This window comes from Nostoc sp. UIC 10890 (assembly GCF_054786515.1).
Map to the genome: position 1 here is coordinate 3,211,375 of NZ_JBSGKF010000001.1, position 15,152 is coordinate 3,226,526.

Here is a 15,152-nt window from a genome sequence, read left to right on the forward strand (position 1 = left end):
TGAAACACACTTAAGTCTTAGAAAACACCCATATCCAGCCTTTTTAAACTGTTTTAATTACGAATTACGAATTACGAACTACGAATTACAAATTATTTAAGGGGTTTTCATGCCTTGGACAACTGGACAACGATTACAAGGTGGCAGATATGTAATTGATAAAGTCCTTGGACAGGGGGGATTTGGGATTACTTATAAGGCATTGCATGTTGAGCTAAACCGGACAGTTGTCATCAAGACACCCAATGAATATCTCAGCCATGACCCAGAGTATGACAAGTATATAGAGCGATTTATCCGAGAAGGGCAGATATTAGCACGTCTATCAGAACACCTAAGTTCTCACATTGTCGGAGTGATTGAGTTGTTTGCGGAAGCTAACACCCATTGCCTAGTGATGGACTTTGTGCCGGGAGAAAATTTGTTTGAAGCTGTGAAACGCACAGGAGCATTACCGGAAGCAGAGATTGTGCCATGTATTCGTCAAATTGGAGAAGCATTAATGGTAGTACATCAAGCAGGGTTAGTACACCGAGATGCTCACCCTGGAAACATTATGCTGCGGAACAATGGTAAAGCGGTTTTGATTGACTTTGGTATCGCTAAAGAACTTGTGCCTAAAACTTTGAGTTCAACAGGAAATGCGGGTAATCATGGGTTTGCACCCTATGAGCAGATAACCAGAGGTAGCCGGGAACCAACGGTTGATGTTTACTGTCTAGCTGCCACAATCTATTATGCAATGACAGGTCAAAGTCCGACACCTTCTCTAGCTCGTAAGCTCCATAATGCTTCCCTAAAGCAACCCAAACAAATTATTCCCAGTATTAGCAAGCGATTAAATCAGGCAATTCTCAAAGGTATGGCGCTGGAGGCAAAAGACCGTCCTCAGTCAATGAAAGCATGGTTAGCAATGTTAGACGCACCAAAAGTTGGTATAAAAGAAGTTGGGGACTTGCGTAAAAATAAAATACTAGCTAGACAATCTATATCAAGAAAAATCCAAAACTTTATTGGTACATTATTAAACCGCGAGTCTCTTCTTCCTTTCAAACTCAAGCTAAACCCAGATAAACTAGCTAGAATTATTCCCTGGTGTTGGTGGGTTGGTGTATTACTAAGTTACCTATTGATAGGCTACTTATTAGCCGCGTTTAACCATCTATACGTAGTTTGGATTGCAGTTGTAGCTGGGGCTGTTGGGGCTGTAGCTGGGGCTGGGGTTGTAGCTTGGGCTAAAGCTGTGCCTAAGGATGTAGCTCAGGCTTGGGCTGATGCTTGGGATGGGGCTTTACCCGTGGTTTTAGGTGTGCCTGTAGCCATAGCTATAGCTGTGCTTATGCTTGTGGTTTTAGCTGTGGTTGTAGGTGTGCCTGTAGCCATAGCTGTAGCTGTGGCTGGAGAGAAATTACGAAAATCTTTTAGCAAATTTCATACTTTTCTAATTTTAGCTAGCACTTCTAGTCTAGGTTTGGGTTTGGGATGGTTAGGACATAGGATTTTTAATATAGGTACATAGCTTACTCAAGCTCTAGAAGCTAACTGGCAAAAGATTTTGTAACTGTTGTATCGAGTAGAGAAACGATGTCTAAAGGACAAGCTGCTACGCGTCTAGATAACTTTAACCTCATACCAAAATATTAAATTTCCGCCTCAATACCAAACGCTGGTTTTAAGAGCGTTGTTATGGAAAATAAGCTAGGTAAATAAACTGATATCTACATTAAAATAGTTCGCCAACGCTTCTGCTTGAGTTTTACTAATGGTGCCGCCATTAACAATTTGCAAGGCAATTTCCAATGAACCAATTACCCCAGCTAATGCTTCGGTTGTAATATCGCGTGCGTCCATTAGATGTACTAACATCGAATTGGGTGTACCTTGGAGAATTGGGTAATGGGTTTGTTCAAACTGCTCAATTAATGTCACCAACAGTTGCAACAGCATCTCTTCTTCTGGTGTACGATTGGGACGATGTTCTAAGGTCAATGCGAGTGCGATCGCTTGTTCGTTTTCTGCATCCGTGGTAATGATTTTTGGCTGATACTCGGCTAGCAATTTACCATAAGATTCTGGATTAAAAGTACGGGTCATTTTTCCATTTATCCTTATCATATTCAGCGTGAGTCAGGACATATTTAATATAGATTCTTTGAGTTTCGTAAACAATATCAGCAATCAAACGGTAATTGTTTCCTTTAATATTAAACACAGTGAAGTTACCAACTGCTTCTGCTTTTGGATAAATATCCTGAACTTCAAGCAGATTTTTCCATTCAGCTTTAGTTGCTACCCTATACCAATCATAAAGTGCTTCCCTTGTATCTGAATGTGCCTCACAAAATTCTCGTAGAATTCTGCGACTAATAACGTGCATTTAAATTTACTCTGATTACGATTCTTAAATTTTCTCTCAAATTCAGGGTTTTATAAAGCTGCCACCCAATACTTGTCGGTTAAGGGGAAAAGGGGAAGGGGAAAGGGAAAAGAAAAAACCTTTAACCTTTACCCTTTAACCTTTTCCCCAAACCAAATTCCGAGTTAAAAATGCTTAACCGAGCAGTATTGAGCTGCCACCTAACCAAAAATCTCCCGATTTGAATTCGGGAGAGTGTCAAAAAACCCCAAATGTATTGTCTTTATCAAATAACAACTTCTTGCTTAGGCTTCCGCACTGGACGCTTGCGTTCGCTGCGACGAACGCCCCCTGCCATTTTGTACTCATCGCTATTCTTGCCATACTTTGCAGCTACGCTGACTAAGACATGTTCTGTTAGTTCCATCAGCGACTTTTCGGTTAATTCTAAGGCTCCCTGAGTTAGATCCACGGTGGAAAGGCTGGAGTTATAAGTTTCCAACTTGTCCTGTGTTTTTTTGATGGCGGCGGCAAAGGTGTCAATAGTGACTCCATTACCTAAATCTAAGGTGGAACTAATCGATTTCAAAGCCGCAATCCGACGCTGTGCCCTATCAAGTACTTTAGACCCACGTTTTGGACGTGACATAAATAACTTTCCTTTTGTTAATCATGCACTAGGATAAAAACTGGCTTATATCCTTGTCTTTACACCATTAGGATAAACAAAATAGGGGTGATTAACACCCGCAATATTCAGTATTATTTAAAGTTTTTAATACAAAATTTATTATGAGATTTAAGTCAATTTACTGATAATTATCCAAATTCAAGAAACGATCGCCCAAATTCAAGAAACGATCGCCCGAATTCAAGAAACGACTGCCCGAATTCAAGAAACGACTACCCGAATTCAATAAACGATCGCCCGAATTCAACAAACGATCGCCTGAATTCAACAAACGATCGCCTGAATTCAACAAACGATCGCCCGAATTTAACGTGAGTTCGATAAACCTCTCCCTGCCTTGAACTAAAGTTCAAGTCTGTCCCTCTCCGAGTCGGAGAGGGACGGTTTTGCGTAGTAAAACCAGGGAGAGGTCTTTTTTTACGTCTAATTTAGATGGACACTATATCACTCATCGAACTCACGTGAATTCAATATTGCGCTTCTCGCTTGATTACAATATGGAACTCCTATTTAATTTTTGCGAAACTCGGTGCGCCTTTATCTCGCTTCGGTGATGAAAATTCCCTGCGATCGCCTTGATTTCTCATGCTCAATCTATGTAAAAATATTTAGAAAAATATTTTACAACTATAAAATCTGCTAGTTAACAATTGGATTTTGGAGAAAGCAGATTAGGCTTCTGGTTCAACGCGGAGCGATCGCTATCTAAATATTCTCCACCCACAGAAGATTATTTGCGTAGCTACTGGTTTTAAGAGCGTTGTAAAATTTTTCGTCTGCTGTTACCATCTGGCATTGTTGAGTAATAGCAAGGGCTAAATATAAACTGTCATATACTGCGCGATCTGTCTGAATGGCAATATCTAAAGCAAGTGGCATTAATGGTTGAGATAAGTAAACTTCTACAGGAACTATATTTAAATCTGCTAATGTTTGTCTTGCATTTTCAGCAGTGTCTTCACCGCGACGTACTCGTTTCCACAAAACGTTTCCTACTTCTGGGAAGAAAAAATCTGGAACTAAGAAAGTATGGTTACTTGCTAGTAAACGTCTAGCTGCATGAGAGTAGACTTCAGGAATGAACCACTTTATCGCAATGCTAGCATCTAAAACATACTGACTCACCGTTCTCTGTCCTCGCGGATAAGTTCAGTACTATCACTGAAAATTTTTCCTGTATATATGACTTGAGCGCGTGCTACAGCTTCTCTGACTTTTTCTATGTCACCGCCAGTGTGATAGTGTGTCGCTTTTTCAGCTGCTTGTTCTAGGATCTGCCTTAGTTCCTCTTGCAAAGACCTACCATGTTGTTTGGCAATAGTTTCTAGCTTTTCTAGAATCACAGGATCTAAATTTTCAACTAAGATTTGAGCCATATTTCAGAGTGATTTTTTAGTTGCTTATATTTGCAATTTTAAGGTAGTTTAGCTGCCGATTCCTGAACACAAGCCGCTACTTCTCTACGCACTTTTAACCCAAACTCCAAAAATATTAGGCTTCCGGTTCAACGCCGAGCGATCGCAATTGAGCAGTCAAGCGATCGGCTCTTTGTCTTTCCTGTTCGGCTCTCTCCTCACCAGTCAACAACAAATTACCCTGCAAATCCCACCAGCGCAGCCAAGGTAATTCCGCATTTTGATATTCCCCTTGCCAAATCCCTAACTCAACTCCCAAGCGGGTAATTGGATAATGTCCGCGTTCATTTGCTGCTAACAACTGATATTGTCCACCAATTAATTCATAAACTTCTACACTGGCTTTATTCACTTCATAAATGCCATAAAAAGCCGGATGAATTACTTGCTCATAAATCCAGAATTTGCCTTGCCAAGGAGTTTTATCTCGTTCTTCACTACCATCCCCAGAAACAAATTCCAAGGCAATCAAAGGGGCAATAAATTCTCGCCACAGTACATAAGACCTCCGCGTTTGTCCATCAAGCAAGGGCGGTACATTTCCTACATAAAACCAATCTGGTGCTTCTGCGCCTCTTTCTGGCGGGTCTGTCAAACGCCAGTAAATACCTAAGTCCTGACCTATACAATATTGGCCTTCAGGATGTAATTGTTTGAGGATAGGTGTAATTGAGTCAGTCAGTAAGATGCTTTGGGGATGCTCTTGCCAATTTTTGCCTCCGGCACGCTCCGCGAACACAAATGTACCGTCTGACTCTGGTAGCTGTGTATGGTCGGGGAAAGGAGTGAGGGCGGTGGATGGATCGGTTGCAGAGGTCATAGGTCTAGCCTCGCGCTGGGGGTGAAGTTTATTTTTTAGTTTAACTTGCGTAGTTAACCAAGTTTTACTCGCAGCTAAGAATCCTTTGGGGTAATTAAAAATTGGAGCAAAGCAAGTTGACGAGCTTTACTCCCGACTAATCTCAAAGTACACGCAGTAAGCTAGGAATGCTTTCGATCGCTGACAAATCCCGAATTTCTGCCAAAGCTTGCCTAAAATTCCCTTCCCGCACATCATGGGTAACAACTACAATCTCTGCAAGTTCTCCTTGAAAGCCAGTTTGGACAATTGACTCTAAGCTAACGCCATAATTGCCAAAGCAAGTCCCCAATTTACCGATAACTCCCGGTTGGTCATTGGTGAGGAAACGCGCGTAAAACCGAGTTATCAATTCTGCCATTGGCGCAATTTGGCAATATTCCTGATGTCCACAAGTTAATAAGGGATTTGCAACTTCTGTATTGGTTTTGAGGACAGCAACTAAATTCAAAATATCTGATGTGACAGCACTGGCGGTTGCACCAGCACCAGCACCGGGGCCAAAAAACATTACTTGCCCAATTGGTTCTCCTTCCACAAGAATGGCATTGTAAACGCCGTTGATGCTAGCCAAAGGATGGGCTTTGGGCACTAAAGTAGGATGAACTCTGACGGAAAGGGGAGATGAGGGAGTATCACGTTTAGCGATCGCTAACAATTTAATCACAAATCCCAATTTTTCGGCGTAAGCAATATCTGTTTTGCTCACTTGCCGAATCCCCTCAGTATAAACATCTTGGAGGTTGATCCGTCCACCAAAGCCTAATGATGCGAGGATCGCAATTTTATCACCTGCGTCTAAGCCATCGACATCAGCGGTGGGGTCAGCCTCAGCATAACCCAAGCGCTGGGCATCAGCTAAGACATCGCTGAAGTTGCTACCTTCTGTTTGCATCCGCGTCAGGATGTAGTTTGTTGTACCGTTAACGATGCCCGTTACAGTGTGAATGCGGTTAACACTTAAAGACTGCTTTAAGGGTTGAATCACCGGAATCCCACCACCCACAGCGGCTTCTAGCATGACGTATACGCCTGCTTGATTGGCAGTTGTGAAAATTTCTGCCCCAAAGCGGGCGATCGCTGCTTTATTAGCGGTGACTACATGCTTACCATTACTTAAAGCTTTGAGAATTAGCGATCGCGCCGGCTCTAGTCCGCCCATCACCTCGACAACTATATCTACCGCCGGGTCATTGACAATAGAATCTAAATCTGTAGTTACTACTTCCGTAGACAATTCTACTGCACGGGGTTTATCGAGCGATCGCACTCCCACCCGATAAATTTCTATCTCTTGCAACAATGGGTGACGCCCAGTGCTATCTTGCAACAACTGCACTGTTCCCGTTCCCACGGTGCCTAATCCCAGTATTCCTAGTTTCACACCCACAAATTTTGCACCCAATTTATTTTTTAGTGCTGTTAGCGGTAGCGGGGCGTTTAGCCCGTGCTGAGTGCTGAGTGCTGAGTAGTAACAAGTATTATTTAGTACTCTACTCTTCAGAACTGAGAACTCTTGCTTCAGCTATTTACAATATTCATAACAAAACAATTGTAGGTAGAGCGTTTGCCCTACCTACTGATTATCCTGCTTCCTTTGTCATTTGTCCTTTGTCCTTCGTCCTTTGTCTAAAACTAATGACTAATGGCCAATGACTAATGACTAACTTAATAGGTTTCTACGTGCCAGCGATGAGCTTTCTTGAGTTGCTTCTGGTAATCACTCCAGGTTACGCCTTCTTTCGCAGCAGCAGTTGTTAAGGCTGCATCAATACCTTCTTCCATACCTCGCAAACCGCAGATGTAGGTGTGGGTTTTTTCATTTTTAATCAATTGCCACAATTCATCAGCATGTTCTGCTACGCGGTCTTGGATATACATTCTACCGCCTTGGGGATTTTTTTGTTCCCGACTGATGGCAGGAGTGAGACGGAAGTTCTCAGGATATTTTTGTTGAATTTCTTCCAGTTCTTCCTTATATAAAAGGTTTGGAGTTGTCGGCACACCAAATATTAGCCAAGAGAATCCTTTAAATTGGTAATCTGGGTTGGCTGCTCTTTCTGCATCTTTAAACTGACGCCACAGATAAGCTCGCATAGGGGCAATACCTGTTCCGGTTGCCATCATGATCACATTAGCATCAGGATCATTGGGTAACAACATTTCCTTACCCACAGGCCCGGTAATTTTTACTTCTGCCCCTGGTTCTAAGAAACACAGGTGGGTAGAGCAAACACCGTAGACTGTTTCACCAGTTTCTGGGTGCTTGTATTCCAACTGGCGGACGCACAGTGATACTGTCTTATCATCCACATCATCGCCATGACGAGTTGAAGCGATGGAATAGAGTCTAAGTTTTTCCGGCTTGCCGTTCTTGTCTAATCCTGGAGGAATAATCCCAATACTTTGACCTTCTATATACTTCAAATCACCTGCGGAAATGTCAAATTTGAGGTGTTGAACAATACCAATACCACCTTCTTTGACTAGTGGTTCATTAGATACTACCTTACCAATAAACGGAGCATTGGGCCGGTAAGTGTTAACAGGAACGTCACCGTGGTCTTTTTTGGCTTTCGCTTGAGTCATGGTGTTGCCTTTCTTGTCCTTGTTCTTGAGCTGTTCTTCGGCTGGTGTTTTAGCGAAACCTTTGGTTTCACTATCAGCTTTTACAGGTGTGGCTTTACCATTCCCTTCACTGTCAGCAGTTTCCCCAGATGTCGCTAACTCGCTGACTTCGCTTGTAGCATTTTCAAATGAGGCTTTACCATTAACTGGCTCTAGAGCAGTTGCAGGCTGGATGCTAACAATTGTGCCGCCTAGACGAGTGATACGTCGCATTTCTTGATTCATGCGGTTGTAAGGCACTCTGATGAACACACTGCCACTTTTCCGAATTGGGTAGTTAGTTTGCTCAGTTTCTTCGCTCTGACGCAAACCCACCACTTCATAAAGGAAGATGCGGCTACCTAATTCTGTGTTGGCAGCACCCTCAACAGCACCTTGATTGTACATTCGTTCTACCACTCCGATAATTTACTTAACCGTTTTTCAAAAAAAAACTATTCCCATCCCATGCCAGCTTTAGTTTACCGGATTTTCGTTTCACAAAACTGGCTCTCTGAGAAAAAGGCATCATTAAATTAATGCCTTGCTAAGTACACTCACCAAAGACATGCAGGCATAGCAAAAAACACACCTGTTCACCTTCTAAGGTAAAGGATAAGTTCTTGGGAGAATGTTAATAATGAGTCAATTTAATCTTTTTTTTGTTAACTACCACCTGGATTAGAGAGATAGCTTTTTACCTTACTACTCAACAAGCAAATGAACAATAGCAGATATTGATAGGAATACTAACTTGATTGCTAGAAGCTACCGCTTAGTTTACCTCCAAAAGTTGCCGTTGTGCTTGTCTACTCCAAGGACTTAAATCAGAGAATGCCAATCTCGGAAAGTTTTCTTCCGATTGGTTTTACTTCTCAAAATTTACTGCCCTCCCGAAATTTTGTTAGCTATATTTATGACCTGTCTATGGGAATTACATGACTCTGACAAATTCAGTTACAAACATAACGACAGAGAGAACCGTGATTTAAGCAACTGTAATCAGTTTCACTTGATGTGAAAAATCTGTCAACCTCTATTCAGTGCTTTGCCATAACGCCAACGCTTCTATTTGAACATATTCATAAATTTACAGCGAATAATTTGACCAATGCAAGTTGTTGGCTCATTCCTTGGATAGATTTTTGCTTTGAATATCTTAAGCATTGTCGAACCGGAATTACAATTTAGGAAGGTCAAAAAAATCGCTACAACAATAAATTATACCTTATAGACTTGATTATATAGAGTCACAAGTAGCAGAATCAGAAAAGCGCAACCCTCATGAGCGGTGTTGATCCCCATTTTTAAATTAACAACTAAATTAACAAAAAAATGATTGATGAACCACGCTAATTCTTCTTGACAGCAATCTTGTATGGGATACCCCCTTCTGTTAAAATCAAATATACCACTAGGATTAAATACTTACCGGCACCAACATTCAGCCTAGTCCAACGAGTAGCAACTTAATTACTTTGTTGCCTACCCGCTCGCTTGGTGTCTTATAGCTGTGCTAGGTAGCAAGAACGCAGGATAAACCAAAGGGGTAAACTCCTGGCTTCAGAATCTGCTGTGTGAAAAAATATTGACACAATTTTAGTATTTTAGAGGAGATTTATGACAAGTAAGCCGGAACGCGTGGTACTGATTGGAGTAGCCGGAGACTCTGGGTGCGGGAAATCTACGTTTTTGCGTCGTTTGATAGATTTGTTTGGTGAAGATTTAATGACAGTTATCTGTTTGGATGACTATCATTCCCTGGATCGCAAACAGCGTAAAGAAACCGGGATAACGGCACTAGACCCCAGGGCGAACAATTTTGATCTGATGTATGAGCAAATTAAAACGCTCAAAAGTGGTCAAGCGATTGATAAGCCGATTTACAACCACGAAACAGGCTTGATTGATCCGCCAGAGCGGGTAGAGCCGAATCACATTATAGTTGTTGAAGGGCTGCATCCTTTATATGATGAGCGGGTGCGATCGCTAATCGACTTCAGTGTTTATTTTGACATTAGCGATGAGGTCAAAATTGCTTGGAAAATCCAGCGAGATATGGCTGAACGCGGTCATCGCTACGAAGATGTTTTAGCGCAAATCAATTCCCGCAAACCTGACTTTGAAAAGTTTATCGAACCACAAAGAGAATTTGCTGATGTGGTTCTCCAAGTGTTACCTACGAACTTGATCAAAAACGATACAGAGCGTAGAGTCTTAAGGGTACGTATGCTCCAGCGGGAAGGTAAGGAAGGCTTTGATCCAACCTACCTATTTGATGAAGGGTCAACAATTAATTGGACTCCGTGTGGACGCAAATTGACCTGTTCTTATCCTGGTATGCAACTATACTACGGCTCCGATGTTTACTACGGGCGCTATGTCTCAGTACTAGAGGTAGATGGTCAATTTGACAACTTGGAAGAAGTAATTTACATCGAAACCCATCTCAGCAATACATCCACAAAATATCAGGGTGAATTGACTCACTTGTTACTCCAGCACCGCGAGTATCCAGGTTCCAACAATGGTACTGGTTTCTTCCAAGTGCTTACAGGTTTGAAGATGCGTGCTGCCTATGAACGGTTGACAGCTACAGAAGCAAAGTTAGCAGTTCAGGTTTAAAGCAGCAGTGTTTGTGTCAAAGCTTGTGGGGGCGCTTCCGGGTGTCCCCATTTTTTTTGTGTTATTAAATACATTTTTCCCATAAAATAATTAGCATACATTTATCTTATTTACAGATACTTACCTTATAGTTAGTGGTTTGTATCAATATCAATCAGATAGTAACTAGTGAAGTATAAATATTGTTATCATTTCATAAATTAGCTAGTTGATCTAAATAGCACATTTAGTCAGCTAAAAAACTCAAGTTAGGAGGAATTTCCTTTGTCTCGTCGATATTTATTTACCTCCGAGTCAGTCACCGAAGGTCATCCAGATAAAATCTGCGATCAGATTTCTGATACCATTTTGGATGCCCTACTGACACAAGACCCCAGCAGCCGTGTTGCCGCTGAAGTAGTAGTTAATACTGGTTTGGTGCTAATCACTGGTGAAATAACCACCAAAGCCAACGTAAATTTCGTCAATCTCGCCCGCAAAAAAATTGCCGAAATTGGTTATACCAATGCCGACAATGGCTTTTCTGCTAACAGCACCAGTGTTTTGCTAGCTTTAGACGAACAATCGCCCGATATTGCCCAAGGCGTTAACACCGCTCAAGAAACCCGCCAGCAAGATAGTGATGAACTATTCGACAAAATTGGTGCAGGTGATCAAGGTATAATGTTTGGCTTTGCCAGCAACGAAACACCAGAACTGATGCCCTTACCCATCAGTCTCGCCCACCGCATTGCTCGCCGATTGGCAGCAGTCCGCAAAACAGGTGAATTGTCATACCTGCGTCCTGACGGCAAAACCCAAGTGACTGTGGCTTACGAAGACGGACGCCCCGTAGGTATTGATACTATTCTAATTTCCACCCAGCATACAGCCAGTATTGGGGAAATAACGGATGAGGCGGCTGTACAGGCCAAAATTAAACAAGACCTCTGGTCAGCAGTGGTCGAACCTGTTTTTGGCGACATTGACGTTAAACCTAATCAGGAAACACGTTTTTTAGTCAACCCCACTGGCAAATTTGTCGTTGGTGGCCCTCAAGGAGATTCTGGTCTAACAGGACGGAAAATAATCGTTGATACCTACGGTGGTTATTCACGACATGGTGGCGGCGCTTTTTCCGGCAAAGACCCCACAAAGGTAGACCGTTCTGCTGCTTATGCAGCTCGTTATGTGGCGAAAAATATTGTCGCCGCCGGGTTGGCAGAAAAAGTTGAAATCCAGTTATCTTATGCGATTGGCGTAGCGCGACCAACAAGTATCCTAGTGGATACCTTTGGCACCGGCAAAGTGGATGAAGAAACCTTACTAGAATTAATCAATCAGCACTTTGAACTGCGTCCGGCGGGGATTATCCATACCTTCAACTTACGCAACTTACCAAGTGAACGAGGCGGACGTTTTTATCAGGACGTCGCGGCTTACGGTCATTTTGGGCGGGCTGATTTAGACTTGCCTTGGGAACAGACCGATAAAGCCGAGTTGTTGAAGCAAGCAGCAAATGAGTCACTTTCAGCAGCAGTTGCTCAGGCACTAACCTAGACTTATACGCTACTGCAAAAACTGAGTTTATCTACGTGAGGGTATAGGCAACTTGATAAGTTATGCATACCCTCATTTTTGCTATTCGCCTGAATATTTATCCGCGTTTCGAGTCTTTCAAAAAGCCAATTCTTCTAATAAAAAAGTTGAAAGCTGATGTTAGCAGAGCTTTTCAGAATATATTGTACTTTTTTAAGTGGATATCCGCTCAATCCTAAATCCCAATAAGAAACCCCCTCCGCCTTCGTCATAAGAAAATAATTACAAGGCAGAGGGGTTTCATTTATCTTAATATTTTTGTAGAGGCAGATTTTAGGGATTAATGCTGGCAAAAAAACCAGTTCTTTTGATTTAAAACCCGCAAAAACCTATGTTGTGTTTATTTTAACCTGCCAACTTAGTTGAGCCTAATCCCAATCGGGAATTTCGGCATCTTCTCCACCAATACCGATTCCAGTGTTAAATATTTCGGCATCAGTGAGATTGAGATCATTCATTGATGCTTTATACACATTAGAATCGTGAATCGTAGCGCGAGTAAAATTTACTCCGTTAAGATTTGTTTGCTTCAAATTCACATTGGTTACATAAGCGGATGTTAGATTAGCACCTGCCAAGTTTGCACCAGTTAAGTCAGCACCTTCGAGGTTGGCTCCTACAAGGTTTGCTCCTTGGAGCTTCGAGCCTCTCAAGTCAGCACCAATTAGATGAGCGCCACTGAGGTTAGCTCCTGATAGATCACACTGGATACATTCCCCAGTTGAAAGCAGCTTTTGTAAGTCCTGCGGATTCTCGGCTCTAACCGAGCTAGTGAAAAATAGGGGAGTTGCTAAGGCCATGGCCGCTAATAGCTGGAGTTTCATAATTTTCCCCCTTAAATAATCAAGTTGCGTCCGTTCTGTCCCTCACAATTCTATTATCTCACTAAATTTCGTAAGGTCAATCTATCTCCTGATAACTTAGTTGTGATATGAAACAAGAATAAAAATAATGTCACAAATGCCATTGATTCTGATTTTGGTGATTTTTAGCCGATAATTCGGCAAAAATTGCCAGTATTAAATCACTATTAAATCTTTTTAAAATCTTGTACAATTCGTCATAAGACTGATTTGATAAGTATTTATACTCGATAAATTATATAATTTAGCTTAAGTCCTCAGATAGAAATTCTCGCATATACTGATTAACCAATTCAGGCTGTTCTTGCTGTACCCAATGGCCACAATTGGGAATGTACTTAATTTGAAAATCCCTGACATAGGCTGCGGTATCGTAGGTTAGTTCCTTGCCAAGTGCAGTGTCATTCTCTCCCCAAATCATCAGTGTTGGCACTTCCAAAATACCCCAATTTGAATTTAGAATTCTCTGTTGAAAAACATTGCGGTAGTAGTTCAACATTGCTGTAAGGGCACCGCGTTTTGCAGCAGCATCTTTATATATGTCAACATCCGCTTTGGTGAAAGCACTCTTGTTAACTGCTGTACCTTTAAAAATTGTTTCAATTGCTTGGTAGTCTGAAGATTGTAAGAATAACTCTGGTATCCACGGTAGTTGAAAGAGGAAGATGTAGTAACTACGCTGCAACTGTTGGAGAGTGCGTAAGCCTTGACTAAATTTGGCAGGATGAGGCAGGTTAAGAATAATTAATCGCTCTACCATTTCGGGGTGAGTGTATGCAAAATTCCAAGCGATCGCACCACCCCAATCATGTCCAACTAAAATACATTTTTGGTATCCTAATCCTTTAATTACTCCCTCAACATCTTGGATAAATTCATCCATTACATAAGCTGATTGCTCATTTGGTTTATCACTATCGTTGTAGCCACGCAAATCAATGGCGACGACTTTATAATCTTGGGCAAACTCTGGTATTTGATGTCGCCAAGAGTACCAAAACTCAGGAAACCCATGCAACATCAACATTAAAGGGCCTTCACCTTGGGTAACGTAGTGTAGTTTTACCCCATTGCTAGTTATATATTCGTGTTTCCAAGAACTTTCTATTAGAGACATAATTAATCTAAATTCAGCATTAAAAAAACACTAAATAATAATACTGTACTTAATTAGTATAATATGATTTTAAGCAGTCTCACATCTATTAAAAGACAGTATTACGATAGTGGTTTTTTGCAAAAAGTTAGACAATTTGCCCTGAGGTAGATGTGAATCGTGAGTAAATTTTGGTAAAAGGTAGATATTATAATTCTCCCGAACTACCATGACACAACAGTTGACAAACCATGCTTCATTGTGGGTTGAGCGGCTGGGACGATTTGGCTATGTTTCCAAGGGAGTAGTTTACGGTATAGTTGGACTACTGGCAGCACAGGTGGCTTTTGGCACGGGTGGTAAGACAACTGATACTCAAGGCGCTCTCCAAACAATCGTCAACCAGCCATTTGGTAAATTTTTGCTGGCTTTAGTTGCAATCGGCTTGATTGGATACGTAATCTGGCGTTTTGTACAGGCAATTAAAGACCCAGAAAATAAAGGTAATGATGCCAAAGGTTTGGCAGTGCGAATTGGTTACGCAGTTAATGGCTTGATTTATGCAAGTTTAGCCTTAAGTGCTGTGCAAATCGTTATGGGTACAGGCAGAGCCAAAAATAGTAGTGATTCTACTGAAGATTGGACAGCACGTTTGCTTTCTCAACCCTTTGGTCAATGGTTAGTTGGAACTGTGGGGGTATTGATAATTGCTCTAGGTTTTTATCAGTTTTATCAAGTTTTTAGCGCCAAATTTCGTAAAGAACTGAATTTAACTGAGTTAAGCAATAAAGAAGCCCAATGGGTAATGAGGATTTCCAGATTTGGTTTAGCGGCACGGGGTATAGTATTTTGTATTATCGGTTGGTTTTTAATTGAAGCCGCAAGACAGTCGAACGCTGCTACCGCCGAAGGTTTGGATGAAGTATTACAGACGCTAGCGCAACAGCCGAATGGAGCATGGCTTTTGGGTATTGTGGCGTTAGGTTTGGTTGCCTATGGAATTTACACAATAATACAGGCGCGGTATCGTCGGCTAGTCAATGTTTAGATGGTGCAGTGTCG

General features: G+C 41.7%; 15 protein-coding genes. 4 read left to right on the plus strand and 11 right to left on the minus strand.

Annotated elements, in window-relative coordinates:
* The first annotated feature begins 109 nt into the window (after nt 1–109).
* On the plus strand, nt 110–1,519 hold the full coding sequence (locus tag ACWATR_RS12970; protein ID WP_460332762.1) for a serine/threonine protein kinase: 1,410 nt from the start codon (nt 110–112) through the stop codon (nt 1,517–1,519).
* Nucleotides 1,520–1,698: 179 nt separating this feature from the next.
* Here ACWATR_RS12970 and ACWATR_RS12975 read toward each other — a convergent pair whose 3' ends face one another.
* The 9 genes from ACWATR_RS12975 to petH form a co-directional block, all read right to left on the minus strand.
* Complete coding sequence (locus tag ACWATR_RS12975) at nt 1,699–2,094, minus strand: helix-turn-helix domain-containing protein (protein ID WP_460332764.1); 396 nt, start codon at nt 2,092–2,094, stop codon at nt 1,699–1,701.
* A complete protein-coding gene (locus tag ACWATR_RS12980) occupies nt 2,078–2,377 on the minus strand; it encodes a type II toxin-antitoxin system HigB family toxin (RefSeq protein ID WP_251958857.1) in 300 nt (99 codons plus the stop codon). Before ACWATR_RS12980 ends, ACWATR_RS12975 begins: the two co-directional genes overlap by 17 nt.
* A gap of 265 nt (nt 2,378–2,642) precedes the next feature.
* Nucleotides 2,643–3,005, minus strand: a complete 363-nt coding sequence (locus tag ACWATR_RS12985) for a hypothetical protein (protein WP_460332766.1) — start codon at nt 3,003–3,005, stop codon at nt 2,643–2,645.
* Between the two features lie 160 nt (nt 3,006–3,165).
* Complete coding sequence (locus ACWATR_RS12990) at nt 3,166–3,336, minus strand: hypothetical protein (protein ID WP_460332768.1); 171 nt, start codon at nt 3,334–3,336, stop codon at nt 3,166–3,168.
* Nucleotides 3,337–3,752: 416 nt separating this feature from the next.
* Complete coding sequence (locus ACWATR_RS12995; RefSeq protein WP_069071532.1) at nt 3,753–4,172, minus strand: type II toxin-antitoxin system VapC family toxin; 420 nt, start codon at nt 4,170–4,172, stop codon at nt 3,753–3,755.
* Nucleotides 4,169–4,423 (minus strand): FitA-like ribbon-helix-helix domain-containing protein, encoded by a 255-nt coding sequence (locus ACWATR_RS13000; protein ID WP_460332770.1) that lies wholly within the window; start codon nt 4,421–4,423, stop codon nt 4,169–4,171. The genes ACWATR_RS12995 and ACWATR_RS13000 overlap by 4 nt, the downstream gene beginning before the upstream one ends.
* A gap of 115 nt (nt 4,424–4,538) precedes the next feature.
* Nucleotides 4,539–5,282: a Uma2 family endonuclease gene (locus ACWATR_RS13005; protein ID WP_460332772.1), complete on the minus strand. Its 744-nt coding sequence runs from the start codon at nt 5,280–5,282 to the stop codon at nt 4,539–4,541.
* Between the two features lie 142 nt (nt 5,283–5,424).
* Nucleotides 5,425–6,711 (minus strand): homoserine dehydrogenase, encoded by a 1,287-nt coding sequence (locus tag ACWATR_RS13010; RefSeq protein ID WP_460332774.1) that lies wholly within the window; start codon nt 6,709–6,711, stop codon nt 5,425–5,427.
* Between the two features lie 278 nt (nt 6,712–6,989).
* Nucleotides 6,990–8,336, minus strand: coding sequence for a ferredoxin--NADP reductase (gene petH, locus ACWATR_RS13015; RefSeq protein ID WP_460332776.1), 1,347 nt, complete (start codon nt 8,334–8,336; stop codon nt 6,990–6,992).
* A gap of 1,212 nt (nt 8,337–9,548) precedes the next feature.
* On the opposite strand from petH, the gene ACWATR_RS13020 reads away from it, so the two are divergent.
* Together ACWATR_RS13020 and metK are read left to right on the plus strand one after the other, a co-directional pair.
* Complete coding sequence (locus ACWATR_RS13020) at nt 9,549–10,553, plus strand: phosphoribulokinase (RefSeq protein WP_012409283.1); 1,005 nt, start codon at nt 9,549–9,551, stop codon at nt 10,551–10,553.
* 264 nt (nt 10,554–10,817) lie between these two features.
* Nucleotides 10,818–12,092, plus strand: a complete 1,275-nt coding sequence (metK, locus tag ACWATR_RS13025; protein WP_181932235.1) for a methionine adenosyltransferase — start codon at nt 10,818–10,820, stop codon at nt 12,090–12,092.
* A 407-nt stretch (nt 12,093–12,499) separates the two neighbouring features.
* On the opposite strand, the gene ACWATR_RS13030 is transcribed toward metK, so the two are convergent.
* Both ACWATR_RS13030 and ACWATR_RS13035 read right to left on the minus strand, forming a co-directional pair.
* Complete coding sequence (locus ACWATR_RS13030; RefSeq protein ID WP_069071538.1) at nt 12,500–12,955, minus strand: pentapeptide repeat-containing protein; 456 nt, start codon at nt 12,953–12,955, stop codon at nt 12,500–12,502.
* Between the two features lie 283 nt (nt 12,956–13,238).
* Nucleotides 13,239–14,111 carry an alpha/beta fold hydrolase gene (locus ACWATR_RS13035; protein WP_460332779.1) on the minus strand — a complete coding sequence of 291 codons (873 nt, stop codon included), beginning with the start codon at nt 14,109–14,111 and terminating at the stop codon, nt 13,239–13,241.
* 208 nt (nt 14,112–14,319) lie between these two features.
* Here ACWATR_RS13035 and ACWATR_RS13040 point away from each other — a divergent pair, with 208 nt between their 5' ends.
* A complete protein-coding gene (locus ACWATR_RS13040; RefSeq protein WP_460332781.1) occupies nt 14,320–15,138 on the plus strand; it encodes a DUF1206 domain-containing protein in 819 nt (272 codons plus the stop codon).
* Nucleotides 15,139–15,152: the final 14 nt, after the last annotated feature.